The organism is Pseudomonas nitroreducens (genome assembly GCF_010994165.1).
GTDB classification, from domain to species: Bacteria; Pseudomonadota; Gammaproteobacteria; order Pseudomonadales; family Pseudomonadaceae; genus Pseudomonas; species Pseudomonas nitroreducens.
Genome location: NZ_WMBX01000006.1, coordinates 19,285 through 44,633 on the forward strand (window position 1 = coordinate 19,285; position 25,349 = coordinate 44,633).

At 66.4% G+C, this 25,349-nt stretch carries 21 protein-coding genes; 12 read left to right on the forward strand and 9 right to left on the reverse strand.

Annotated features, from left to right (window positions below):
• The 4 genes from GJV37_RS23970 to GJV37_RS23985 all read right to left on the reverse strand — a co-directional run bounded on the left by GJV37_RS23970 (position 1) and on the right by GJV37_RS23985 (position 5,202).
• Positions 1-1,029, reverse strand: coding sequence for an ABC transporter ATP-binding protein (locus GJV37_RS23970; protein WP_193452992.1), 1,029 nt, complete (start codon positions 1,027-1,029; stop codon positions 1-3).
• Positions 1,030-1,224: 195 nt separating this feature from the next.
• Positions 1,225-2,370, reverse strand: a complete 1,146-nt coding sequence (gene ydcS / locus GJV37_RS23975) for a putative ABC transporter substrate-binding protein YdcS (RefSeq protein ID WP_024765696.1) — start codon at positions 2,368-2,370, stop codon at positions 1,225-1,227.
• A gap of 119 nt (positions 2,371-2,489) precedes the next feature.
• A complete protein-coding gene (locus tag GJV37_RS23980) occupies positions 2,490-3,944 on the reverse strand; it encodes a gamma-aminobutyraldehyde dehydrogenase (RefSeq protein ID WP_193452993.1) in 1,455 nt (484 codons plus the stop codon).
• Positions 3,945-4,290: 346 nt separating this feature from the next.
• Positions 4,291-5,202 carry a LysR family transcriptional regulator gene (locus GJV37_RS23985; protein WP_024765694.1) on the reverse strand — a complete coding sequence of 304 codons (912 nt, stop codon included), beginning with the start codon at positions 5,200-5,202 and terminating at the stop codon, positions 4,291-4,293.
• Between the two features lie 251 nt (positions 5,203-5,453).
• Between GJV37_RS23985 and GJV37_RS23990 the strand changes: the two genes are divergently transcribed.
• The 3 genes from GJV37_RS23990 (at position 5,454) to eco (ending at position 7,752) form a co-directional block, all read left to right on the forward strand.
• On the forward strand, positions 5,454-6,173 hold the full coding sequence (locus GJV37_RS23990; RefSeq protein WP_193452994.1) for a tellurite resistance TerB family protein: 720 nt from the start codon (positions 5,454-5,456) through the stop codon (positions 6,171-6,173).
• 197 nt (positions 6,174-6,370) lie between these two features.
• A complete protein-coding gene (locus GJV37_RS23995) occupies positions 6,371-7,159 on the forward strand; it encodes a tellurite resistance TerB family protein (RefSeq protein WP_024765693.1) in 789 nt (262 codons plus the stop codon).
• A 110-nt stretch (positions 7,160-7,269) separates the two neighbouring features.
• The gene (gene eco, locus GJV37_RS24000; RefSeq protein WP_037015245.1) at positions 7,270-7,752 is read left to right on the forward strand and encodes a serine protease inhibitor ecotin; all 483 of its coding nucleotides are present in this window, start codon (positions 7,270-7,272) and stop codon (positions 7,750-7,752) included.
• Between the two features lie 114 nt (positions 7,753-7,866).
• Here the strand turns inward: eco and GJV37_RS24005 are convergent, their stop codons facing one another.
• Positions 7,867-9,843 carry an O-linked N-acetylglucosamine transferase, SPINDLY family protein gene (locus GJV37_RS24005; protein WP_193452995.1) on the reverse strand — a complete coding sequence of 659 codons (1,977 nt, stop codon included), beginning with the start codon at positions 9,841-9,843 and terminating at the stop codon, positions 7,867-7,869.
• Between the two features lie 207 nt (positions 9,844-10,050).
• A complete protein-coding gene (locus GJV37_RS24010; protein WP_193452996.1) occupies positions 10,051-10,971 on the reverse strand; it encodes a LysR family transcriptional regulator in 921 nt (306 codons plus the stop codon).
• A 138-nt stretch (positions 10,972-11,109) separates the two neighbouring features.
• On the opposite strand from GJV37_RS24010, the gene GJV37_RS24015 reads away from it, so the two are divergent.
• The 3 genes from GJV37_RS24015 to GJV37_RS24025 all read left to right on the forward strand — a co-directional run bounded on the left by GJV37_RS24015 (position 11,110) and on the right by GJV37_RS24025 (position 14,941).
• Positions 11,110-12,774, forward strand: a complete 1,665-nt coding sequence (locus GJV37_RS24015) for a GMC family oxidoreductase (RefSeq protein WP_193452997.1) — start codon at positions 11,110-11,112, stop codon at positions 12,772-12,774.
• 126 nt (positions 12,775-12,900) lie between these two features.
• Entirely contained in the window at positions 12,901-14,523 is a 1,623-nt protein-coding gene (locus GJV37_RS24020; protein ID WP_065086125.1) for an MFS transporter, read from the forward strand.
• A 133-nt stretch (positions 14,524-14,656) separates the two neighbouring features.
• On the forward strand, positions 14,657-14,941 hold the full coding sequence (locus GJV37_RS24025; RefSeq protein WP_024765683.1) for a hypothetical protein: 285 nt from the start codon (positions 14,657-14,659) through the stop codon (positions 14,939-14,941).
• Between the two features lie 156 nt (positions 14,942-15,097).
• On the opposite strand, the gene GJV37_RS24030 is transcribed toward GJV37_RS24025, so the two are convergent.
• The 3 genes from GJV37_RS24030 to GJV37_RS24040 all read right to left on the reverse strand — a co-directional run bounded on the left by GJV37_RS24030 (position 15,098) and on the right by GJV37_RS24040 (position 17,820).
• On the reverse strand, positions 15,098-15,487 hold the full coding sequence (locus tag GJV37_RS24030; protein ID WP_024765682.1) for a hypothetical protein: 390 nt from the start codon (positions 15,485-15,487) through the stop codon (positions 15,098-15,100).
• Between the two features lie 118 nt (positions 15,488-15,605).
• Entirely contained in the window at positions 15,606-17,216 is a 1,611-nt protein-coding gene (locus tag GJV37_RS24035) for a methyl-accepting chemotaxis protein (protein ID WP_246228428.1), read from the reverse strand.
• A gap of 166 nt (positions 17,217-17,382) precedes the next feature.
• On the reverse strand, positions 17,383-17,820 hold the full coding sequence (locus tag GJV37_RS24040) for a YqaA family protein (RefSeq protein ID WP_037007383.1): 438 nt from the start codon (positions 17,818-17,820) through the stop codon (positions 17,383-17,385).
• 202 nt (positions 17,821-18,022) lie between these two features.
• Here GJV37_RS24040 and GJV37_RS24045 point away from each other — a divergent pair, with 202 nt between their 5' ends.
• The 6 genes from GJV37_RS24045 to cheB are packed head-to-tail and all read left to right on the forward strand — an operon-like array spanning position 18,023 to position 25,347.
• Positions 18,023-19,642: a methyl-accepting chemotaxis protein gene (locus GJV37_RS24045; RefSeq protein WP_065086128.1), complete on the forward strand. Its 1,620-nt coding sequence runs from the start codon at positions 18,023-18,025 to the stop codon at positions 19,640-19,642.
• Positions 19,617-20,126, forward strand: a complete 510-nt coding sequence (locus tag GJV37_RS24050) for a chemotaxis protein CheW (protein WP_065086129.1) — start codon at positions 19,617-19,619, stop codon at positions 20,124-20,126. Before GJV37_RS24045 ends, GJV37_RS24050 begins: the two co-directional genes overlap by 26 nt.
• The gene (locus tag GJV37_RS24055; RefSeq protein WP_193452999.1) at positions 20,123-21,361 is read left to right on the forward strand and encodes a CheR family methyltransferase; all 1,239 of its coding nucleotides are present in this window, start codon (positions 20,123-20,125) and stop codon (positions 21,359-21,361) included. Before GJV37_RS24050 ends, GJV37_RS24055 begins: the two co-directional genes overlap by 4 nt.
• The gene (locus tag GJV37_RS24060) at positions 21,354-22,037 is read left to right on the forward strand and encodes a chemotaxis protein CheW (protein ID WP_193453000.1); all 684 of its coding nucleotides are present in this window, start codon (positions 21,354-21,356) and stop codon (positions 22,035-22,037) included. Before GJV37_RS24055 ends, GJV37_RS24060 begins: the two co-directional genes overlap by 8 nt.
• A complete protein-coding gene (locus GJV37_RS24065) occupies positions 22,034-24,343 on the forward strand; it encodes a hybrid sensor histidine kinase/response regulator (protein ID WP_193453001.1) in 2,310 nt (769 codons plus the stop codon). Before GJV37_RS24060 ends, GJV37_RS24065 begins: the two co-directional genes overlap by 4 nt.
• Positions 24,340-25,347, forward strand: coding sequence for a chemotaxis response regulator protein-glutamate methylesterase (gene cheB, locus GJV37_RS24070; protein ID WP_024765675.1), 1,008 nt, complete (start codon positions 24,340-24,342; stop codon positions 25,345-25,347). Before GJV37_RS24065 ends, cheB begins: the two co-directional genes overlap by 4 nt.
• The last annotated feature ends 2 nt before the right edge of the window (positions 25,348-25,349 follow it).

Here is a 25,349-nt window from a genome sequence, read left to right on the forward strand (position 1 = left end):
TCACGCGCCCTCGTTCAGCACCACCATCGCCTCGCGCGCCCAGCGAGCGGTCACGCGCTGGCCCGGCTGGTGGGCGAGGTCGATGTCGGCCCACTGGCTGTTGGCCTGGCTGAGGCAGAGGTTCTGGCCGTTGTCGAGACGGATCTCGTAGCGGGTCGCGGCGCCCTGGTACTGGATGTCGTGCAGCAGGCCGCTGATCTCGATGTCCGAGGTGGCGCGCTCGCCGTTGGCGAAGGTGATGTGCTCCGGGCGGATGGAGAAGGGCTGGGCGTTGCCGGTCAGGCTCTGGGCGATGTCGCCGCGCAGCACGTTGGAGGTGCCGACGAACTCGGCCACGAACGGAGTCGCTGGCTTCATGTAGAGGTTACGCGGGGTGTCGACCTGCTCGATGCGGCCCTTGTTGAACACGGCCACGCGGTCGGACATGGACAGCGCTTCGCTCTGGTCGTGGGTGACGAAGATGAAGGTGATGCCCAACTGGCGCTGCAGCTTCTTCAGCTCGCTCTGCATCTGCTCGCGCAGCTTGAGGTCGAGGGCACCGAGGGGTTCGTCCAGCAGCAGGACGCGCGGGCGGTTCACCAGGGCTCGGGCCAGGGCAACGCGCTGGCGCTGGCCGCCGGAGAGCTGCACCGGCTTGCGCACGCCGTAGCCACCCAGGGCGACCATGCCGAGGGCTTCTTCGGCGCGCTTCAGGCGTTCGGCCTTGCCGATGCCTTTCACCTTCAGGCCGTAGGCGACGTTCTCCAGCACGCTCATGTGCGGGAACAGCGCGTAGTCCTGGAATACCGTGTTGACGTCGCGCTGGTAGGGCGGCAGGCCCGCGGCCTCTTCGCCATGGATGCGGATGGAACCTGCTGTGGGTTGCTCGAAGCCGGCGATCAGGCGCAGGCAGGTGGTCTTGCCCGAGCCCGACGGGCCGAGCATGGAGAAGAACTCGCCGTCCTTGATGTCGATGGACACCCGGTCAACGGCTTTCACCTCGCCGAACTGGCGGGAGACCTGGGTGAATTGAACAGCGGGGGTGGTCATGGTGCACGCTCCAAGGGGCAGGATTCCGGCGTAGGGGAGTCCTGCCCGTGAATCTGAGATACGGGTGAATCGATGCGAATTGGGTGGGGCGGGAACTCCCTCTCCCTCTGGGAGAGGGCCGGGGTGAGGGAAGCCACGGCACACGGCCGGGCCCTCACCCCCAACCCCTCTCCCAGAGGGAAAGGGGAGCCGAAATCAACGGCCGCCCATGATCCCGATGTAGTCCTGGGTCCAGCGGCTGTACGGGACGAACTTGCCGCCCTCGGCCACCGGGGTCTTCCAGAACGCGATCTTGTCGAACTGGTTGTAGCCGTTGGTGGCGCAGCCTTCTCCGCCCAGCAGGGTGCTCGCCTTGCAGCCTTCCGGCACGGCCGGCACCGAACCGAACCAGGCGGCCACGTCACCTTGCACCTTGGGCTCCAGCGACCAGTTCAGCCACTTGTAGGCGCAGCTCGGGTGCTGGGCTTCAGCGTGCAGCATGGTGGTGTCGGCCCAGCCGGTGACGCCTTCTTTCGGGAACACGGTGGCGATTGGCTGACCTTCGGCCTTCAGGGCGTTGGCCTGGTAGGGCCAGGCGCTGGAAGCGGCGACGCCTTCGTTCTTGAAGTCGCTCATCTGCACGGTGGTGTCGTGCCAGTAGCGGTGGATCAGGTCATGCTGCTTGCGCAGCAGTTCGACCACGGCGGCGTACTGCTTCTCGTCGAGCTGGTACGGGTCGGTGATGCCCAGTTCCGGCTGGGTGGCCTTCAGGTACAGCGCGGCGTCGGCGACGTAGATCGGGCCGTCGTAGGCCTGCACGCGGCCCTTGTTCGGCTTGCCGTCGGGCAGGTTCTGCGCGTCGAACACGACCTTCCAGCTGTCCGGCGCGGTGGGGAAGACCTTGGTGTTGTACATCAGCAGGTTCGGGCCCCACTGGTACGGCGCGCCATAGGTCTTGCCGTTGACCACGTACCAGGCGGCGTCCTTCAGGCGCGGGTCGATGTTCTTCCAGTTGGGGATCAGCGACGGATCGATCGGCTGCACGCGCTTGCCGTAGATCAGGCGCAGGGAGGCGTCGCCCGAGGCGGTGACCAGGTCATAGCCGCCCTTGGCCATCAGGCTGACCATCTCGTCGGAGGTGGCGGCGGTCTTCACGTTGACCTGGCAGCCGGTGTCCTTCTCGAACTGGGTGACCCAGTCGTAGTTCTTGTCGGACTGGCCGCGCTCGATGTAGCCGGGCCAGGCGATGATGTCCAGGCGGCCTTCGCCTTTGCCGACTTCCTTCAGGGCCTCGGCGGCCTGGACGCCGGCGCTGGCCAGCAGGGCGGTGGTGATGGCACTGAGCAGTGCGGTCTTGCGCATCGGGTGTCTCCCTCTCGTTGTTGTCTCTATTGGTGGGGCAGTTCAATCGAGCAACCTCCCTCTGACGACTTGGCGTCGGGGCGTTTCTTATGTGCCGGCGGGTGACCCCGCCGGATGGTTCAATCCAGTTGCTGGCCGTGGCGCGCCATGATGTGGCGCACCACGCTGTAGTCCTGCAGCGAGTCGCTGGACAGGTCCTTGCCGTAGCCCGAGCGCTTGAGCCCGCCGTGGGGCATCTCGCTGGCGAGCATGAAGTGGGTGTTGATCCAGGTGCAGCCGTACTGCAGGCGGTTGGCGATCTGGAAGGCCTTGTCCAGGTTCTGCGTCCACACCGAGGAGGCCAGGCCGTATTCGGAGTCGTTGGCCCAGTCCACCGCCTGCTCCAGTTGGTCGAAGCGGGTCACCGTGACCACCGGGCCGAACACCTCGCGCTGGACGATCTCGTCCTGCTGCTTGCAGCCGGCCAGCAGGGTCGGCTGGTAGTAGAAACCGGGGCCGGAATGCACGGCGGCGCCGGTGACGCGCTCGATGTGCGGCTGGCCGAGGGCGCGTTCGACGAAGCTGGCCACGCGGTCGCGCTGGCGGGCGCTGATCAGCGGGCTGATCTCGTTGTCGGCGTCGCGCTTGCGGGCGAAGCGGATGCTGGCCACGGCGTCGCCCAGCTCGGCGACGAGGCGGTCATGGATGCCCGCCTGCGCGTAGATGCGGCAGGCGGCGGTGCAGTCCTGGCCAGCGTTGTAATAACCATGGGTGCGTACGCCCTGGACCACGGCGTCGAGATCGGCGTCGTTGCAGACGATCACCGGCGCCTTGCCGCCCAGTTCCAGGTGCGTGCGTTTGAGCGTGCGCGAGGCGGCCTGGAGAATCTTCTGCCCGGTGACGATGTCGCCGGTGAGGGAGACCATACGCACCTTCGGGTGGCTGACCAGATGGCTGCCGACGCCTTCGCCGCCACCGCAGACGATGTTGATCACGCCGGCCGGGAGGATTTCCGCCAGCGCTGGCGCCAGCGCCAGGATGCTCAGTGGCGTGTGTTCGGACGGCTTGAACACCAGCGTGTTGCCGGCGGCCAGCGCGGGGGCGATCTTCCATGCGGCCATCATCAGCGGGTAGTTCCACGGCGCAATCGAGGCGACCACGCCCACCGGATCGCGGCGCACCATGCTGGTGTGGCCGGGCACGTATTCGCCGGCGAGTTGGCCCTGCTGGCAGCGCACGGCGCCGGCGAAGAAGCGGAACACGTCGGCGGTGGCCGGAATATCGTCCTGGCGCGCCAGGTGCAGCGGCTTGCCGCAGTTCAGCGATTCCAGCTGGGCGAGATCATTCGCGCGCTTGTCAATGGCGTCCGCGATAGCCAGCAGCGCGGCGGAACGTTGCGCGGGAGTAGTGCGGGCCCAGGCGGGGAAGGCGTGGTGCGCAGCGGCGATGGCCTGCTCGACCTGGTCGATGGAGCCGTCGGCGATGCTGGCGATGGTTTCGCCCGTGGTCGGGTTGATGATCGGCTCGGCCATGCCTTCGCCGGCGACCAGTTGGCCGTCGATCAGCAAGGCGGTATGCAGGGTTGCGCCGGTCATCCTGGAAGCTCGTCTTTTATCTGTCTTGTTTTCGGGGGGCATGTGCGTGCTCCGGCGTAGGGCGGTGCCCGGAACTTGGCCCTTTGGTATGGGACGAGAGACTAGAGTCCGGACGTGGGGTCGACAAATTCTAATTACTGAAAGCGCCGTTCGATTAAATCGAACGCTGTAAGCCTCTAGATCGAAAGGCGTTTTGTGTGGAATGGCGCTCAGGTGGCCGCCAATCCGTAGGGCGCATAACGCTGCAAGCGTCATCCGTCGTCCCTTTCCGTCCGGGCCATTCGGCGGATAACCGCGAGCGATTATTCGTCCTGCGTTGGCTCGGCGTGTTTGTGTAATCCGCTCCTCAGATCGACAGGCGCTTTGCGTTGGGCTGCTCACGGGCGACGGTGAGGAACGGGTCCACCAGCGCCGGTCGAGCGGTGCCGCGACGCCAGGCCAGGCCGACGTCCAGGGGTTCGGAAAGGTCCACCAGCGGCCGTGCCTCGATGATGTCGCCTTCCAGCGACCAGGGGCGGTAAGTCATGTCCGGCTGGATCGACAGGCCCAGGCCCGCCGCCACCAGGCTTCGCACGGCTTCCACCGAGGCGGTGCGCAGCGTCACCTGCGGCACCAGCCCGGCGCGGGACCAGATGCGCTGGGTGTGCAGGCCCATCTCGTCGGCGTTCAGCTGGATCAATGGCTCGCCCGCCACATCGGCCAGGGCGATGCTGTCGCGCTCCAGCAGCGGGTGCTGCGCCGGTAGCCACAGGCGGTGCGGCGAGTGGGTGAGCACCTCGGTCTGCAGGGCGTGGCGGTCTTCCAGGTTGGAGAGGATCAGCACGCCGACGTCGATCTCGCCGCTTACCAGCAGGTGCTCGATGTACGGGCGCTCGTCCTCTACCACGCGGGTCTTCACGTTGGGGAAGGCGCGCTGGAAGCGGTTGATCAGGTCGGCCAGGTAGTAACCCGCCACCAGGCTGGTCACCCCGATGGTCAGGCTGCCGGCCACCTGGTCGGTGCTCTGCTGCAGGCTGCGCTTGGCGTTCTCCACGGTGGCCAGGATCAGGTGCGCCTGGCGCAGGAACTGGTGGCCCTGGTGGGTCAGGGTCATGCCCTTGGCGTGGCGGTCGAACAGGCGCACGCCGATCTCTTCTTCCAATTGCTGAATGGCGAGGGTCAGTGTCGACTGGGAAATGAACACCGCCTGGGCGGCGGCGGAGATCGAGCCGGTCTCGGCGACGGCGATGAAGTGGCGGATCTGGCGGAGGGTCATCATGGGCGATTGGCCGCTGGCGCGCGGAGTCGCGATCTAGAGCCTTGTCTAGCCGGTCTCGGCGCATTTCATTGTTGATTATCGAAAATCTATAGGAGCATTCTTTTTAATCGAATGAAAGCGGCCTATTTGCCCTGCGGACCCGCCGGCAAAGGCCCGCAATATCCGGAAGCACTCTGCAACTCCGCTCTGACAAGGCTGCGAGCTAGAGTCGGAGGCCTGACTTTTCATCTCGATAGCTAGTGGAGATCGCCATGAACACACGTGGCCTGCTCGACCAACTGCTCAAATCCGGGCAGGAACTGATGCAGAACAAGGGCCTGACCCAGCAGGGCGGCGGCCAACCCGCACAGGGCGGCAGCAAGGGTGGCCTGGACCTGGGCAGCCTGCTGTCCGGCGCCGGTGGCGGCGCTCTGGCAGCGGGCGCTCTGGGCTTGCTGATGGGCAGCAAGAAGGCGCGCAAGGTGGGCGGCAAGGTCGTCGCCTACGGCGGCCTCGCGGCGTTGGGCGTGCTGGCCTACAAGGCCTACGGCAACTGGCAGCAGAAGCAGGCCAGCGCTCCGCGCGGCGAGCCGCAGACCGTTGACCGCCTGCCGCCGGCCCAGGCCGAGCAGCATAGCCACGCGATCCTGCGGGCCATCGTCGCCGCCGCGAAAGCCGACGGACATATCGATGATCGCGAACGCCAGCTGATCGACGGCGAAATCGCCAAGCTCACCGGCGACCTCGAGCTGCAGGGCTGGCTCGACCGCGAACTGGCCAAGCCGCTCGATCCGGCGGAAGTCGCTCGCGCCGCCACCAGCGAGGAAATGGCCGCCGAGATGTACCTGGCCAGCCTGCTGATGGTCGACGAGACCAATTTCATGGAGCGCGCCTACCTGGATGAACTGGCGCGCCAGCTGAGCCTCGACACCGGCCTCAAGGTCGAGCTGGAAGCCCAGGCGCAGAAGGCGCTGGACGCGGTGCCCGCCTGAGTGACGTGACCTTCCTCGCATCCGCTGGATAAAGGGCGCGGCTGCGCCGCTTCGCCTGGCACCCGATGGTGCCGGGCATCAGTCTCCGTCGCCGGGCGTCCCGACCATTCCGGGCCGGCTGGCGGACGGCGCTGGCGCATCGGTGTGGCGGGACTATCGTTGCCCAACGCACACCGCGCGATGGCGAGGGACTGATCATGAACACGACCGATCTACTGGAACAACTGCTGCGGGCCGGACAGGGCTCGGCGGCGCAACAGCAACAGGGCGGCGCCGGTGGCGCAGACCCGCTCGGTGGCCTGGGTGGCCTGCTCGGCGGGTTGCTGGGCGGCGGCGGAGGCGGCGGTCTGGGTTCGATTCTCGGCGGTGGTAGCGCGGGCGGTTCCGGTGGTGGTGGTCTGGGCGGCCTGGGTGGTGTGCTGGGCAGCATGCTCGGTGGCGGCGCCAGTTCCGGCGGCGCTCCCCAGGGGCGTTCCACGGGTGGCGGCGTCAACTACGCCATGCTCGCCTCGCTGGGCATGATGGCCTACCAGGCCTATCAGAACTGGCAGCGCCAGCAGAATGCCAATCCCTCGCAGCAGCAATCGCTGACCACCGTCGACCAGCTCGATGGCCCCGAAGCCGAAGCCCACAGCCACGCGATACTCACTGCCATGCTCGCGGCTGCCAAGGCGGACGGCCGTATCGATGAGCGCGAGCAGGCGGCGATCCAGGCAGAACTGCAACGCCACGCCGGCGAGCCGCAATTGCAGGCCTGGATCGATGCTGAAATGCAGAAACCGCTGGACGCCGCGGACGTCGCGCAAACCGCCCAGGGCGATCCCGCCGTTGCCGCGGAAATGTACCTGGTCAGCGTGATGCTGGTGGACGACCAGCAGGACGCCGAGCGCACCTACCTCGACGAACTGGCCTACAACCTCAACCTCGCCCCGGAACTCCAGGCGCACCTGGAACAGCAGGCGAAGGCCGGTGGTGAAGTAGCTTGATACAACTCAGGGCACGACCGCAGGAGCATTCGTACAATCTGACGGTCAGAGAGGCTCGGACGAACGCACCCTCGCGGCGCGTTCGTTCCTCAATTCTGCAAGGAGGCTTCATGCCGTTCGTACGTTTCGCCCTGCCCACCGCGCTGCTGCTCAGCGCTACCGCCACCCTGGCCAACGCCGCCAAACTGGAAGACGTCGCGCCCTATCCCAAGGCCGAGGACGGCTTCGTCCGCCAGGTCATCCACCTGCCCAAGCAGGCCCATGAAGAGAACTTCAAGGTCGAGATCCTCGCCGGCAAGACGCTGACCGTCGACTGCAACCGCCAGCGCCTTGGCGGCACCCTGGAAGAGAAGACCCTGGAAGGTTGGGGCTATTCCTACTACCGCCTGGACAAGGTCAGCGGCCCGGCCAGCACCCTGATGGCCTGCCCCGAAGGCAAGAGTAAGAAGGACTTCGTCCCGGTGATCGGCGAAGGCTTCGTGCTGCGCTACAACAGCAAACTGCCCATCGTGATCTACGCGCCGAAAGACGTCGAAGTCCGTTACCGCCTCTGGTCCGCCTCCGACAAGGTCGAGCACGCCCGCGCGGAGTGACCCTTCCGCTCTCGCTTTCATAGGAGCGAGCTTGCTCGCGAACAGCCTTTACCCGGCTCCGGCGCTGGGTGGGTTCGCGAGCAAGGACTGGGCGTCCCCCCCTCGGTCCTGCAACTAAACCGCCAGCACAACCTCGGAGCGCTCTTCCGGCTCGGTGCAGTGGTGCTGCCAGATTGCCTGGTACAAGGCTTCCAGATCACGGGTGAAGCGCGCCGTGTCGAACAACGGCGAGTCCATCCGCGCTGCCGACAGCCGTTGGCGCAGCTCAGTGCGTGCGCAGTCGTCGAGGGCCAGGGCTTTCAGCCGCTCGAAGCAGTCCTCTGCATCCTTCGCTACCAGTTCGTCAAAACCATGCGCCTTGAGCAGGCTTCCCGCCACGCGGCTGGTAAAGGTCTCTCCCAGTCGAGTGATCAGCGGTACCCCCACCCAGAGCGCATCACTGGCGGTGGTATGCGAGGTGCAGGGGAAGCTGTCCAGGGCCAAGTCGGCCAGGCAGAGGCGGGCGAGGTGCTCATCCTGTTTCAGGCGTGGCGCGAAGATCAGGCGTTCGGCGGCCACTCCACGCTGCTGCGCCTCGCGCCGAAGATTGTCGCGGGCCTCCTCGGCCTCGGGCTCCAGCAGCCAGAGCACGGCCCCCGGCACCTCCCGCAGCAATCGGCACCACAGGTCGAATTCGCCCGGATTGAGCTTGAGCAACTGGTTGAAACTGGCGAACACCACGCCTTTTTCCGGTAGCCCGACCTCCGTTCGACCAGGCGGCGGGTTCAAGGGGCGGTACCGGTCATTGGGTTGGTAGCTATGGGGCATCAGCGCCAGCGTCTCGCTGAAATGCGCAGCGTGCTCGGCTGGCGTCACGGTCGGATCACCGATCAGGTAATCCGCCAGGCGTGGATGCCCCAGGCTGCCCGGATAGCCCAGCCAGTTGACGATCACCGACGCCGGCCGCAATGCGGTGATGCCCTGGCGCGCCCCGGTGGTGTAGCCCTTCAGGTCCACCAGGATGTGCAGACGCTGTTCGGCGATCAGCTTTGCCGCCGCCTCGTCGGACAGCTCGCGCAGGTTGTGGCGGGGCAGGCCAGTTGCGGCGATGCGGCGGGTGAAATAGTCCTCGCGCGGCGGGCTGTAGTCGAACAGTTGGATCTCCACCTTGGCACTGTCGTGAGCCTCCAGCACGCCCATCATCAAATACAGTGTGGCGTGGGCGTAGAGGTCGCTGGACAGGTAGCCAATGCGCAAACGTTCGCCAGGTACGGGCTCCTCCGCCAGAGGCTTGGCCGCCATCTCCACCGGCCAGCAGTCCTCGGCATAGTGGCGCGCGGTGTCGCGGTGCATTGCCGGGGTAAGGGCGGGGATATTGATCAGGCTCCAGGGAGTCGTGCGTTCCTGCGTGGGAATGCGCAACTGTTCCAGCAGGGCTGCGTCCACGTCACTCAGCCGCGACCAATCCGCCAGGTTGCGTAGCGCGAATTGCAGGTCGCCCCAGTGCCCCGCCTTGCTGAACCACTCCGCAGCTTCGGCGTAGCGCTTGCGCTTCTCCAAGGCGCGGGCCAGTTCCAACTGCAGTTCGATGCAGTCGGGGCTGATCTTAAGTGCCCCTGATACCAGCTGAATTGCCGCCTCGCTGTAGCCCCGTTCACGCAGGTGACTGGCCAAATTCCTGTAGGCCAACACATAACCGGGCTCGCTGGCGATGGCCTGGCGATACAGCTGTTCGGCCTCGGCGTACTGGCGCCGATGATTGAGGATGTTCGCCAGGTTATTTGCTGCCTTGGCGTTGCCCGGCTGAAACTTCAGGCAGTTGCGAAAGGCCGCTTCCGCCGCGCGATCATCGTTCAGGGCGCGCTCGGCCAGGGCCAGGTTGAGGTAGAAGGTGCCGTCCTTGCGCAGCATCAGCGCTCGCTTGAACAGCTCCCGCGCCTGCGCCGCCTTGTCCTGCATCAGGCAGGCTGCGCCGCAGAGATGCAGCACATCGGCGTTGCGCGGTTGCCTACGCAGCAACTGCCGCGCCAGGGTCTCGCCACTGGCGAGGGCGCCACTGTTGAGCGCATCGACGATGCTTTGCAGGGATAGGCTGGGTTGCCGCTGGCGCATGAAATGTCTCCGGAATCGGGTGCCGGATATCTTCGGTAAAAGTCGCCTTGAATAATTCGGAAGCGGCTGTCAGGAATCCCTGAACCTGTAGGCAAGTTCGACGCTATTGACGTGGTAAAACAGCAGCCTTCTATCGGCAGGCACAACTGCGTTTGCAGGATCGAACTTGCTCCTGAAGATAGGACGCGCCTTGCTGGTACGGCGCGTTCAGTGGCTCGCTGCACCCTGTATAGCTGCGCTCTTTCCTTCGACGAGAATGCCCTGTTCGCGGCCGCAGAGTTCTACCAGAAAGTCCCACACCAACCTCAGCCGCACCGACCGGTGCAACTCGCGCCGCGTACACATCCAGTATTCCCGTTCGATGAACTCCTCCGGCAGCACCGGCACCAGCCGTGGGTCGTGCAGGCCCATGTACTGCGGGAGGATGGCGATGCCGATGCCGGCCTGGGCGGCCTGTTGCTGGGCGACCGCGCTGGTGCTGCGGAACACCACCTGCGGGTGGCGGCAGAAGCTGTGGTGGAACAGCAGTTCCTGGCTGAACAGCAGGTCGTCGACGTAGCCGATCCACGGGTGCTTGCACAGGTCGTCACGGTCGCGCAGGGGCGGGGCGTTTTCCAAGTAGGCGGGGCTGGCGAACAGGCTCAGGCGGTAGCGGGTGAGCAGGCGGCTGATGAGCAGGTCGGCGCTGGGGCGTTCCAGGGTGATGGCGATATCCGCTTCGCGGTTGGTGATACTGACGAAGCGCGGCACCGATACCAGTTCCACCTCCAGCCCGGGGTAGCGCTGCATCAGTTCGCCCATGCGCGGGGCGAGGAACATGGTGCCCAGGCCTTCGGTGACGCCGATGCGGATCTGCCCCAGTGGCGAGATGGCCTGGCTCATTTCCTCCTGGGCGAGGAGGGCGGTGTTTTCCATGGCCTCGGCGTGCTTGAGCAGCGCCTGGCCGGCCGGGGTGAGCTGGTAGCCGCCGGTGTGCTGGGCGAACAGCTGGGTGCCGAGGTCGCGCTCGATGCTCTCGATATGCCGCGCCACGGTGGCGTGGGTGGTGCCCAGGCGCTTGGCGGTGGTCAGCAGGCGGCCGCTGCGGTGCAGCTCGAGGAAGTAGCGCAGGTCATTCCAGTCGAACATGGGCGGCTCTCGTTGGCAGAAGGCGCACTGTTAGAAAACGCACAGCAGGTGACTCGAAACGACTGTTCTTTTATCACGAACGAACGACTAGGCTCAGTCGTCATACCCAAAAGAACAAGAAACGACGAGGTATTTTCCATGCCGCAGGCACTGGATGCTTATGACTACCTGATCGTTGGCGCGGGCCCTGCCGGCTGCCTGCTGGCCAACCGCCTGTCCGCCGACCCCGCCAACCGCGTGCTGCTGCTCGAAGCCGGCGGCCCGGACAACTATCCCTGGATCCACATCCCCGTCGGCTACCTCTATTGCATCGGCAACCCGCGCACCGACTGGTGTTTCGACACCGAAAAGGTGCCGGGCCTGAACGGCCGCGCCATCAAGTACCCGCGCGGGCGCACGTTGGGCGGCTGCTCCTCGATCAACGGCATGATCTACATGCGCGGCCAGGCGCTGGACTACGACGGCTGGGCGGCCGAGGGCAACCCTGGCTGGGGTTGGAACGACCTGCTGCCGCTGTTCATGAAGATGGAGGACCACTTCGCCGGCGCAAGCCACTTGCACGGCTCCGGCGGCGAATGGCGGGTGGAGAAGCAGCGGTTGTCGTGGGCGATCCTCGATGCCTTCCGCGAAGCGGCGGCGCAGTCCGGCGTGCGCTCGGTGGAGGACTTCAATGGCGGCGACAACGAAGGCTGCGGCTATTTCCAGGTGAACCAGCGTTCCGGCGTTCGCTGGAATGCGTCGAAGGCTTTCCTGCGGCCCATTGCCAACCGCGCCAATCTCACCGTGCTGACCCACGTCGAGGCCCACCGCGTGCTGCTGGAAAACGGTCGCGCGGTTGGCCTGGAGGTGAACTGGCAGGGGGCTCGCCGGGAACTGCGGGCTCGGCGCGAGGTGATCCTCTGCGCCGGGGCGATCAACACGCCGGTGCTGCTGCAACGCTCGGGCATCGGCCCGCGCGATCTGCTGGAGAAGCACGGAATCGGCGTGCGCCATGAGCTCTCCGGCGTCGGCGGCAACCTGCAGGATCACCTGCAGCTGCGCCTGATCTACCGCATGAATGGCGCACCTTCGCTGAACCAGATCGCCTCGACGCTGTGGGGCAAGATGGGCATGGGCCTGGAGTATCTGCTCAAGCGCAGCGGGCCGTTGTCCATGGCGCCGAGCCAACTGGGTGCGTTCGCCAAGTCCGACCCCGGCCAGCGTTCGGCCAACCTCGAATACCATGTGCAGCCGCTGTCGCTGGAGCGCTTCGGCGAGCCGCTGCACAGCTTCCCGGCGTTCACCGCGTCGGTCTGCGACCTGCGCCCGCTGAGCCGCGGAACGGTCACGCTGCGCTCTCTTGATCCACGCGACAAGCCGGTGATCCAGCCCAACTACCTGAGCCACCCGCAGGACCTGCGCGTAGCCGCTGACGCCATTCGCCTGACCCGGCGTATCGCCGCCGCGCCCGCGCTGGCGCGCTTCAACCCGGTGGAGTTCAAGCCCGGCCCGGATTACCAGACCGAAGAAGACCTGCACCGCGCCGCCGCCGAGATCGGCACCACCATCTTCCACCCGGCCGGTACCTGCCGCATGGGGCAGGGCGGGGGGGCGGTGGTGGACAGCCAGTTGCGCGTGCATGGCATTCCCGGCCTGCGCATCGCCGACGCTTCGATCATGCCCAGCCTGACCTCCGGCAACAGCTGTTCGCCGGTGCTGGTGATCGCGGAAAAGGCCGCGCAGATGATTTTGAGCGAACCCGCGCGCGGCGCGGAGGTCATCCCTTCCAGTGGGCGCACACAGGAGGAAGCTCCGGTGGCGTGACGGCGATCCCGTCTGCCCACTTTTTATTTGGCGTGTAGCAAGACAACCGGTATCGCGCGGTGTGAAAGCCGTGGCAGTCGAGGCTGACAAAAACAAGAGCCCCCAGAAGGGGCAGGAGAGCCCGTAATGACCGATGTAGCACAGCCCAGCTCCTATGAGCGTCCCGCGACCACGCGTCGCGACGAGCGCAAGGTGATCTTCGCCTCGTCGCTCGGCACGGTGTTCGAGTGGTACGACTTCTTCCTCTACGGATCGCTGGCGGCGATCATTGCCAAGCACTTCTTCGCCGGGGTCAACGACACCACTGCCTTCATCTTCGCCCTGCTGGCGTTCGCCGCCGGCTTCCTCGTCCGTCCCTTCGGCGCGCTGGTGTTCGGCCGCCTGGGCGACATGATCGGGCGCAAGTACACCTTTCTCGTCACCATCCTGCTGATGGGCCTGTCGACCTTCGCCGTCGGCCTGCTGCCGGCCTACGCCACCATCGGCGTGGCGGCACCGGTCATCCTCATCGTGTTGCGCCTGTTGCAGGGCCTGGCGTTGGGCGGGGAGTACGGCGGCGCGGCGATCTACGTGGCCGAACACGCGCCGGACCACAAACGTGGCGCCTACACCAGCTGGATCCAGTGCACCGCCACCGGCGGGCTGCTGCTGTCGCTGGTGGTGATCTGGGGTTGCCGCCAGCTCACCGGGCCGGAGTTCGAAACCTGGGGCTGGCGCCTGCCGTTCCTGATTTCCATCGTGCTGCTGGGCATCTCCACCTGGATTCGCCTGTCCATGCACGAGTCGCCGGCGTTCCTGAAGATGAAGGCCGAGGGCAAGGTGAGCAAGTCGCCGCTCAAGGAATCGTTCACCCGCTGGAGCAACCTGAAGATCGTGCTGATCGCGCTGTTCAGCATCAACGCCGGCCAGGCGGTGACCTTCTACGCGGCGCAGTTCTACGTGATGTTCTTCCTCACCCAGGTGCTCAAGGTCGACCCGGCGCTATCCAACGGGATGCTGATCGTTGCGCTGGTGATCGGTGCGCCGCTGTTCGTGATCATGGGCTGGCTGTCGGACAAGGTCGGTCGCAAGCCGGTGCTGATCACCGGGTTGCTGCTGGCCACGGTGCTGTACTTCCCGCTGTTCAAGGCGCTGACCCACTACGCCAACCCGCAGATCGACGCGGCCTCGCGCCAGGCGCCGGTCACCGTGATGGCGGACCCGGCCACCTGCACCTTCCAGTTCGATCCGGTGGGCAAGGCCAAGTTCGACAGCGCCTGCGACAAGGCCAAGACCCTGCTGGTGAAAGGCGGCGTGCCCTACAGCACGCTGGCCGCGCCGGCTGGTAGCGAGTTGGTGGTGACCGTGGGCGAGAAGCGCATCGAGGGCTTCGACGCCGCCGCGCTGGGCGCAGCGGTGAAGGATGCCGGCTACCCGACCGTGGCTGATTCCTCACTGGTGAACCGGCCGATGGTGGTGGCCATCATCGTCGCGCTGATCTTCATCGCCACCTGCTGCTATGGCCCGCTGGCGGCGCTGATGGTCGAGCTGTTCCCGACACGCATCCGCTACACCTCGCTGTCGCTGCCGTACCACATCGGCAACGGCTGGTTCGGCGGGTTGCTGCCGACCATCTCGTTCGCCCTGGTGGTGTATACCGGCAACATCTTCTACGGGCTCTGGTACCCGGTGCTGGTGACGGCGATGAGCCTGGTGTGCTCGCTGCTGTTCCTGCGCGAGACCAAGGACAACGACATCCACGCCGATTGACCGGCGCTTGAAGTGAACGAGGCCCGCGCGATGCGGGCCTTGTTCATGGCGGAGAGGTATCGCGGCGACACGGTGTCGCTTACCCTATGCCGACTTGGCCTGCGCAGCGGGCCATTCGTATTGGAGTTCGAGCATGAGTCAAGAGATCGCCACCGTTACCGTCAGCGCCGAGCACTGGGGCCGCGAAGCCGAAGCAGTGGATAACGCCCGCGTCACCATCACTCTCAGCGCTCCCGAAGAGGGCGTGATCGAGGTGCGTTTCAAGGGCCAGCTGGATGCCCCGGAAGAGCCGACCCACGTCTGCGTGACGCTGGATAACGGGTTGTCCTATTACGGCGAGATCCAGGGTGGCGAGGCGAATGAAGAGGGCGGCTGGCTGCGCTTCGAGGGCGAGCTGATCGATCTGGAAGGTTTTTAAACCGAAAGTTCCCTGGAGGATACGCCGCAAGCCGATGTTGTCCTGCGCAGCGGACTCCATTTTCAATGGCGTTCCCAGGGGCCATCGCTCCTACAAAATGCCCGCCCAATGAAAAACCGGCCACCTGGGCCGGTTTTTCATTGCCTGTGGATAACCTCACTGCTGCGGGATCATCCCCTCGATGCGCTTGGCGAAGGCATTGGCCAGCGGGCCATCGGCGAGCAGCAGCAGGTAGTCGTGCTCGGACTTGGCCGCCGGGGCGATCTGGTACTTCAGGGTGCCCGAGGCGACCTGGCCGACCACCGGTACGGTCAGGGTGCCGACGCATTCCAGTACGCCGCTGTCCGGGTCCTTGTCGATGATCGCCACGTCCTTCAGCTCGGCCTTGCTCAGCGCATCGGACTGGGCGGAAAGCGCGCCGGAGAGGAAGACCTTCACCAGCTGGTTCTTCACGTCGTCCGAGCCGCAGACCTTGGCCTCGTTCCCCCCGCAGGCGCTCAACAATGCGGCTGCGGCCAGCACGGCCGAGAATTTCAACAGTTTCATCTATCCACCCTGTGGCGTTCCATGATGGCCATTGGATAGGAAATTGCCGGAAAAATTCCCTGTCATCTCGTCCCGTTTCGCCAGCTCGACGGCGAAACGGGAGTAGGGCCATGGGCCGTCAGACCACGAAGCGCGCCACCATGCCGTTCAGGTCCACGGCCAGCCGCGACAGTTCCTGGCTTGCCGCGCTGGTCTGGGTGGCACCGGCCGAGGTCTGGGTCGCCAGGTCGCGGATGGTCAGCAGGTTGCGGTCCACCTCGCGGGCGACCTGGGCCTGTTCCTCGGTGGCGCTGGCGATCACCAGGTTGCGTTCGTTGATCAGCGACATGCGTTGCAGGATCACCTGCAGCGAGTCGCCTGCCTCGCCGGTGCGGCTGACGGTGCGCTCGGCGTGGGCGGTACTGCTGAGCAGCGCGGTGACGGTGCGATCGCTGCCGTTCTGGATGGCCGACACCAGCTCCTCGATCTCGCGGGTCGAGCTCTGCGTGCGCTGGGCCAGCGAGCGAACCTCGTCGGCGACCACCGCGAAACCACGCCCGGCCTCGCCGGCGCGGGCGGCTTCGATGGCGGCGTTGAGCGCCAGCAGGTTGGTCTGCTCGGCGACGCTGCGGATCACTTCCAGCACCTTGCCGATGTCCTGCGCCTGGTTTGCCAGGGCTTCGGCCTGCTGCGAAGCCTGGCCCACTTCACCAGCCAGGATGCCGATGGCGCTGGAGGTTTCGTCCACCCGCTCGCTGCCGCTGCGCGCGGCGTCGATGGCCTCGCGGGAGGCGGCGGAGGTCGAGGCGGCGTTGCTGGCGACTTCCTCCACGGCGCTGGTCATCTGGTTGACCGCGGTGGCGGCCATCTCGATCTGGTCGCTCTGCTGCTGCAGCGCGCGGCTGCTGTCGTCCATGACGCTGTGCATTTCCTCGGCGGCCGAGGCCAGCTGGCTGGCCGAATTGCCGATGCCACGGATGGTCTCGCGCAGGCTGGTCTGCATCTCCGCGAGGGCCTTGAGCAACTGTGCCGGCTCGTCACGGCCCTCGATGCCGAAGCGCTGGCTCAGGTCGCCGCTGGCGATGGTCTGGGCCACGCGCACCGCCTGGCTTAGCGGTACGACGATACTGCGGGTGAGTTGCCAGGCCAGTAGCAGGGTCAGGCCGACACTCAGCAGCAGAATGCCGCCGACCACCAGTCGGCCGCTCTGGAACTGCTCCACGGCGCGGTCGGCGGCAGCAGCGGCGCCGTTGCGGTTGAGGTCGATCAGCGCGGTGAGGCGCTTGTTCAGTTCGGCGCCCTGCTGGGTGATGTTGCCGTTGAGGATGTGCAGCGCGCCTTCCTCGTCGTTCTGGCGGACCTTTTCCAGCAACTGGTCGACAAAGCCCAGGTAGCCGTCCAGCGCCTGGCGAAGTTCATCGGTGCGCTGCTGCTCTTCGCTGCTGAGGATCAGCCGGCGGTAGTCGGCCAGCACCTTGTCCTTGTCCTGCCGCGCCTCGGCGATCAGCTCCAGGCTATGCTGGCGCGCGGTGCTGTCGTGGTTGACCAGCAGGCGCATGGATTCCAGGCGGATGCGGGCAATGTCGCCCGACAGCTGGTTCATCTGGCTGATGCTCAGCAGCCAGTTGCTGTCGATTTCCTCGGAAGCGGCGCGCAGGGTCGACAGCTTGTACAGCGAGAACAACCCAAGAAACACCAGGAGCAGGCCCATGACAGCGAAACCCAGGGACGCGCGGCGGCCAATACTCATGCTTCTGAACATCGTGAATTTCCCTTTTCTTCATCCATTGTGTGGAGCCGGCAGGCTCTGCCATGCACGGTGATGGCGCAGTGATATTACTTGGCGCCAATTTTTCGTTGCAGTGGCAAAACAGGACTGGCAGAGGAAATTCCTGGCCGTTCTGACCAAGGGCAAGTCAGGCGAGCGTGAGCCAGGCCAGTACGGCGTAGCGCCCGACCTTGGCGACGCTGACCAGAAGCAGGAAACGCCACAGGGGCTCGCGCATGACACCGGCGACCAGTGTCAGCGGGTCACCGATCACCGGCGCCCAGCTGAGCAGCAGCGACCAGCTGCCGAAGCGCCGGTAATGGCGCTGGGCTTTCTCCAGCGCCGCATCGCTCACCGGAAACCAGCGGCGCCCGCGCCAGCGCTCCAGACCCCGGCCCAGCAGCCAGTTCACCAGCGAGCCGAGCACATTGCCCAGGCTCGCGGCCAGCAATAGCGACCACACGGGGTACTGGCCGCCCAGCAGCAGAGCCACGAGCAAGGCTTCGGATTGCAGTGGCAGCAGGGTGGCGGCGGTGAAGGCTGAGAGGAACAGGCCAAGGTGGGCGGCCAGGGCAAGGCTGAGCATGAGTCTTGGATTGGCCGAAGGACAGGAGGAGTGAGAGTGGCAGAACCAGCGTGCTAAAAATTCGGAATAAAGAGAAAAGGTTCCGGTGTCTGCGGATACTATATGTCCTATCTTGCTGATGATTTGGTAGGAATTTACTTTCGCGGCGTGTTTCCCCGAATCCTTCCTACATCAGTACGCCACAAATCTCCTGGGGAACGCTGTGAAGAACTGGACTTTACGCCAACGCATCCTGGCCAGCTTTGCCGTCGTCATCGCGATCATGCTGCTGATGGTGGTGATTTCCTACACCCGCCTGCTGCGCGTCGAGGCCAGCACCAAGCGGGTCAGTGAGGACGCCATGCCTGGCACTTACGCCCTGACAACCGTCCGCTCGGCCTGGACTGACAGTATCCTGCTGACCCAGGTGTTGGTCGGCCTGAGTGACGGCAAGGCCCTCGACGAGGCTCGTCGCCAGGAGTTCCGTGCCAATCACGACACCCTGATCGAGCGCATTGCCTCCTACGAACGCACCGTCAACGATCCGCGCGACCATGAGATCCTCGCCCACTTCAAGCAGCAGGCGAGCGAGTACGACGCGTTGCTGGGCCAGGTACTGCAGCTTTACGGCACTGACCGTGAAGCGGCGCGCAAGCTCCTGCTGGATCGCCTGGAGCCCATGTGGGAAGACGGCCGCAAGACCCTCAACCAACTGATCTCGCTGAACAAGGAGATCGCCGATGCCGCTTCCGCGAACATCGTCACCGAGGTGACCACCGCCAAGGCCATCATGCTGATCTCCCTGCTGCTGGCCATCGCCGTCGCCGCGGTGTGCGGCCTGTTGCTGATGCGTGCCATCACCGGACCGGTGAGCCAGGTGGTCAAAGGTTTGCAGGTGATGGGCAGCGGGGACTTCACCACGCGCCTGGCGATGGAGCGCAACGACGAGTTCGCGGTGATAGAGACCGGCTTCAACGGCATGGCCGAGGAGCTCAAGGGCCTGGTTTCGCAGGCGCAGCGCTCGGCCATCCAGGTGACCACCTCGGTCACCGAAATCGCCGCCACCTCCAAGCAGCAGCAGGCCACCGCCACCGAGACCGCCGCCACGACCACCGAGATCGGCGCTACCTCGCGGGAAATCGCCGCCACCTCGCGCGACCTGGTGCGCACCATGACCGAAGTGTCGTCGGCTGCCGAGCAGACTTCCACCCTGGCCGGCTCCGGCCAGCTCGGCCTGGCGCGCATGGAAGAGACCATGCACCACGTGATGGGCGCCGCCGAACTGGTCAACGCCAAGCTGGCGATCCTCAACGAGCGCGCCGGCAACATCAACCAGGTGGTCACCACCATCGTCAAGGTGGCCGACCAGACCAACCTGCTGTCGCTCAACGCCGCTATCGAGGCGGAGAAGGCCGGCGAGTACGGCCGCGGCTTCGCCGTGGTGGCTACCGAAGTGCGCCGGCTGGCCGACCAGACCGCCGTGGCCACTTACGATATCGAGCAGATGGTCCGCGAGATCCAGTCCGCCGTCTCTGCCGGCGTAATGGGCATGGACAAGTTCTCCGAGGAGGTGCGTCGCGGCATTTCCGAAGTCGGCCAGGTCGGCGAGCAGCTCTCGCAGATCATCCAGCAGGTGCAGGCCCTGGCACCGCGTGTGCAGATGGTCAACGAAGGCATGCAGGCCCAGGCCACCGGCGCCGAGCAGATCAACCAGGCGCTGGTGCAGCTGGGCGAGGCCACCGGGCAGACTGTGGAATCCCTGCGTCAGGCCAGCTTCGCCATCGATGAGCTGAACCTCGTGGCCAACGGACTGCGCAATGGCGTCTCGCGCTTCAAGGTCTGACACCGCCGCGGCGGGCAGGCTGTACCTGCAATTCCGCCTGGGTGCGGACCGCTATGCGCTGGATGTCCATGACGTGATCGAAGTGCTGCCGGTGCCGGCGCTCAAGCGTGTGCCGGAAGCACCAGCCTGGGTTGCCGGGCTGTTTCCGCACCGTGGCGCGCTGCTGCCGGTGCTGGACATGAGCCAGCTCGCCTTCGGCCACAGCGCGCCACGCCGCACCAGTACGCGTCTGGTGCTGGTGCGCTATCGCGCCGTTGCGGAAGGGCAGGAACAGCGGCTCGGGCTGATCCTCGAACAGGCCACCCACACCTTGCGCCGCGACCCGGCGAGCTTCCGCGACTATGAACTGGACAACGGCAGCGCCCGCTACCTTGGCCCCGTTCTGGAAGACGAGCAGGGCCTGTTGCAGCGCGTGAGCGTCGACCAGTTGCTCAGCGACGAAGCCCGCGCGCGCCTGCTGCTGGACGGGAGTGCGCCGGCATGACCACCGATCCGCGCTTCGCCCGGTTGCTCAAGGAACGAATCGGCCTGGACGCCGAGTCCGTCGGCGACGCCGTGATCGAGCGCGCCGTGCGCCAGCGCTGCAACAAGGTCAGCGGTGGCAATGGCGAGCATTACTGGATGCTTCTGCAGGGCTCCACCGAGGAAGTGCAGGCGCTGATCGAGGCGGTGATCGTTCCGGAGACCTGGTTCTTCCGTTATCCCGAATCTTTCGGCGCGCTCGCCGATCTCGCGTCCCGGCGCGTGCTGGAGCTGGCCGGCAGCCGCCCGCTGCGTGTGCTGAGCCTGCCGTGCTCGACTGGCGAGGAGCCGTACTCGATCGTCATGGCACTGCTGGACGCAGGACTGGCACCGTCCGCCTTCCAGGTCGATGCGTTGGATGTCAGCCGCGCGGTGCTGGAGCGGGCGGAAGAAGGGCGTTATGGCCGCAACTCCTTCCGCGGTTCCAGCCTGGAATTCCGCGACCGCCATTTCAGCGCCGATGGCAACGATTACCAACTCGCCGAGGCGGTGCGCCGCAAGGTCCGCTTTCGCGTCGGTAACCTGCTGGCGCAGGGCTTGCTGGCCGGCGAGGCGCCCTATGACTATGTGTTCTGCCGCAACCTGCTGATCTATTTCGACCGGCCGACCCAGGAACAGGTAGTGGAAGTGCTGTGTCGCCTGACGCGGCCGGATGGCGTGCTGTTCATCGGCCCGGCCGAGGCCAGCCTGATGTCGCGCATCGGGCTGCGTCCTCTGGGTGTCCCGCAATCCTTCGCCTTCCCGCTGGAAAGCGTCGAACCGGCTCCCCGCGTGGCGCCGCTGAACTGGACCGCGCCGGCGCCGATCCCACGTCCGGCTCCGCCTAAACCCGCGCCGGTGCGCCCGCGCCTGGCCGCCAAACCCGAGCAGCCGGTCACTGTGCCTGCCGATAACGCGCTGGTGGATATCGCCCGGCTGGCCAACGCCGGCCAGGCCGCCGAAGCGCGCCAGCGTTGCGAGGCGTGGCTGGCCGAGAATGGCCCGGACGCCGAAGCCTTCTACTGGCTCGGCCTGCTGGCCGATGCCCAGGGCCAGGGTAACGAGGCGCAGGCCTTCTACCGCAAGGCCCTGTACCTGAAACCCGATCATCAGGAAAGCCTGCAGCACCTGGCCGCACTGCTCGCGGCCCAGGGCGACACGGCCGGCGCCCGGCGTCTGCAGGAGCGCGCCGCGCGAGGAGTGAAGCGCAATGGTTGAACGCGGCTACGCCACCTTTGGATCCGACCTGCCGTCAGTGGACGACTGCTGGAACCGCATCGGCGTGCGCGGCGACCGGAGCTGCCCGAAGCTGGCCGAGCACATCCATTGCCGCAACTGCCCGGTGCATGCCGCCGCCATCAGCCTGCTGGACCGTTACGCGCTGGGCAGCGAAGGTGCGGAGCTGGCGCCTGTCGAACCCACCGAAGTGGCCATCGAAGAGGGCCGCCCGCACCTGATCTTCCGACTCGGCGAGGAATGGCTGGGCCTGCCCACCCGCGCGCTGGCCGAGGTGGCACCGTCCTGCGTCGTGCACTCGCTGCCGCACCAGCGCTCGCCAGCGCTGCTGGGCGTGGCCAATGTGCGCGGCACCCTGGTGGCGTGCATTTCCCTGGGCGAGCTGCTCGGCCTCGACAATCGTACGGCCACTCGTGACGACGCCCGCGTCGTGCCGCGCATGCTGATCCTGGCGGCCGTTGGCGGGCCGATCATCTCGCCGGTGGACGAGGTGGAAGGCATCCATGAGTTGGACGAGGGCGCCATAGTCGAAGCTTCGTCCCAGAACCACGCGGCCACCGATCGCTTTACCCGCGGCGTGATGCTGTGGCGCAGCCGCAGCATCCGCCTGCTCGATCAGGAAGCCCTGCTCGATGCCGCCACCCGGAGCCTCGCATGACCCCGGACCAGATGAAGGACGCATCGATGCTGGAGCTGTTCCGCCTGGAGGCGGAGGCTCAGACGCAGGTGCTGGTGCAGGGCTTGATGGCGCTGGAGCGCAACCCGACCCAGGCCGACCAGCTCGAAGCCTGCATGCGCGCGGCGCACTCGCTCAAGGGCGCGGCGCGGATCGTCGGGCTGGATGCCGGCGTGCAGGTCGCCCATGTGATGGAGGACTGCCTGGTCGGCGCCCAGGAGGGCCGCCTGCTGCTGACCTCCGGGCATATCGACGCGCTGCTGGCCGGCACCGATATCCTCCTGCACATCGCCGACGCCCAGCCCGAGCGTGCGGAGCAGGCCCAGCAGGGCGTGCCGGCCATGGTCGAACGCCTGCAGGCGCTGCTTTCCGGAAAGATCCCGGCACCGCCGGCGCCTCCCGTTGCCATGCCGGTCGAGCCGGCCCCCGTCGCCATTGAGGCGGCTACTGAATTGCCCACGCCGCCTGCCGCGCCCGCCGAGCCGCCTGCCGCGCCCGCCGAGCCGGCACCCCGTCGCCGCTCCAGCGACAGCGATGAAGCCGGCGAACGCGTGCTGCGGGTTACCGCCGAGCGCCTCAACCAACTGCTCGATTATTCCAGCAAGTCGCTGGTGGAGTCCCAGCGCCTCAAGCCGCTGCTCGATTCCCTGCAGCGCCTCAAGCGCATCCAGGCCAGTGCCAGCCGCGTCCTGGATGGCGCCCGCGACGCCGCCAGCACGGCCAATCTCGACGCCGAGGCGCAGGCCTATCTGGCCGACGCGCGCCGCCTGGTCGGCGAGTGCCAGCAACTGCTCAGCGAGCAGATCGCCGAGCTGGACGAATTCAGTTTCAAGGCCGGCCAGCGCGCGCAGTCGCTCTACGACACCGCATTGTCCTGCCGCATGCGACCGTTCTCCGACGTGCTGTCCGGGCAGGCGCGGATGGTCCGCGATCTCGGCCGCTCGTTGGGCAAGGCCGTGCGCCTCGACGTGCAGGGCGCGACGACCCAGGTCGACCGCGATGTGCTGGAAAAGCTCGAGGCGCCGCTCACTCATCTGCTGCGCAACGCCGTCGACCACGGTATCGAATCCGCCGAGGTACGCGCCCGCGCCGGCAAGCCGGAGCAGGGCGTCATCCAGCTGCTGGCCCGCCATCACGCCGGCATGCTGGTCCTGGAGCTGCAGGATGACGGCGGCGGTGTTGACCTCGACCGCCTGCGCAGCGCCATCGTCCGCCGCCAGCTGTCCACCGAGGAAACCGTGGCGCGCCTCACCGAGGACGAGCTGCTGAGTTTCCTGTTCCTGCCCGGCTTCAGCATGCGCGAGCAGGTCACCGAGGTGTCCGGCCGCGGTGTCGGCCTGGACGCCGTGCAGCACATGGTGCGCCAGCTGCGCGGCGGCATCCGCATGGAGCAGGTGCGCGGGCAGGGCGCGCGCTTCCACCTTGAAGTGCCGCTGACGCTGTCCGTGGTGCGCAGTCTGGTCGTCACCATCGGTGGCGAGGCCTATGCCTTCCCGCTGGCGCACATCGAACGCATGCGCCGGTTGGCGCCGGACGAGATCGTCCAGCTCGAAGGCCGCCAGCAGTTCTGGCACGAAGGTCGGCATGTCGGGCTGGTGTCCGCCAGCCAACTGTTGCAGCGCCCCGATGGCGAAGCTACGCCGGACGAGATTCCGGTGGTGGTGATCCGTGACCGCGAAAGTGCCTATGGCGTGGCGGTGGAGAAGTTCATCGGCGAGCGCACCCTGGTGGTGGTGCCGCTGGACGCGCGGCTGGGCAAGGTGCAGGACGTTTCCGCCGGTGCGCTGCTGGATGACGGCACGCCGGTGTTGATCCTCGACGTCGAGGACATGCTGCGCTCGGTGGAGAAGCTCCTGGCTACCGGCCGGCTCGAACGCATCGACCCTGCTGGGCGCCTCGCCGGCCCGGCGCGCAAGCGCGTGCTGGTGGTGGACGACTCGCTCACCGTGCGTGAATTGGAGCGTAAGCTGTTGCTGGGGCGGGGGTATGACGTCGCCGTCGCGGTGGACGGCATGGACGGCTGGAACGCCCTGCGCTCGGAGCATTTCGACCTGGTCATCACCGACATCGACATGCCGCGCATGGACGGTATCGAGCTGGTGACTCTGATCCGCCGCGACACCCGCCTGCAATCGCTGCCGGTGATGGTGGTGTCCTACAAGGACCGCGAAGAGGATCGTCGACGCGGCCTGGATGCCGGCGCCGACTATTATCTGGCCAAGGCCAGCTTCCACGACGAGGCCCTGCTGGATGCGGTGGTCGACCTGATCGGGAGTGCGCAGGGATGAAGATAGGGATAGTCAACGACATGCCCCTGGCGGTGGAGGCGATGCGCCGCGCGCTCGCGTTCGAGCCGGCGCACCGCGTCGTCTGGGTCGCCGCCAACGGCGCCGAAGCGCTGGAGATGTGCGCCGCGCAGAAGCCCGACGTGATCCTCATGGACCTGCTGATGCCAGTGATGGATGGCGTCGAGGCGACCCGCCGGATCATGGCCCAGAGCCCTTGCGCGATCATCGTCGTCACGGTGGACCTGGAGCAGAACATGAGCCGCGTGTTCGACGCCATGGGCAATGGCGCCGTGGACGCGGTGAACACCCCGGCCATGGGCTCCGGAGACCCTGCCGAGGCGGCTCGGCCGCTGCTGCGAAAACTGCAGAACCTGGCCTGGCTCAACGCCCCGCTCGACAGCCGCCCGACCGCCAGCGCGGCGCCGGCGCGCAAGGGTTCGGGGGCGCGCAAGCTGATCGCCATCGGCTCCTCGGCGGGCGGCCCGGCGGCGCTGGCCGATCTGTTCGCCCGTCTGCCGGCGGATTTCCCGGCGGCCATTGTGGTCGTCCAGCATGTCGACGAGGTGTTTGCCGCCGGCATGGCCGAGTGGCTCTCGACCCAATCGACGATTCCGGTGCGCCTGGCCCGCAACGGCGAGCCGCCGCAGCCGGGCTGCGTGCTGCTGGCCGGCACCAATCACCATATCCGCCTGGTCAAGGGCGGCGAGCTGGCCTACACCGCCCAGCCCAGTGGCCACATCTATCGGCCCTCGATCGATGTGTTCTTCGACAGTGTGGTGGAGTACTGGCCTGGCGACGCCGTTGGCGTGCTGCTCACCGGCATGGGCCGGGACGGCGCCGAGGGATTGAAACGCATGCGCGAACGCGGCTTTTTGACGCTGGCCCAGGACCAGGCCAGCAGCGCCGTGTACGGTATGCCCAAGGCTGCGGCGGCGATCGGCGCCGCCGTGGAGATTCGCGCGCTGGGCGACATCGCCCGAAGACTCGCTGAAGTCTGCGCCTGAGT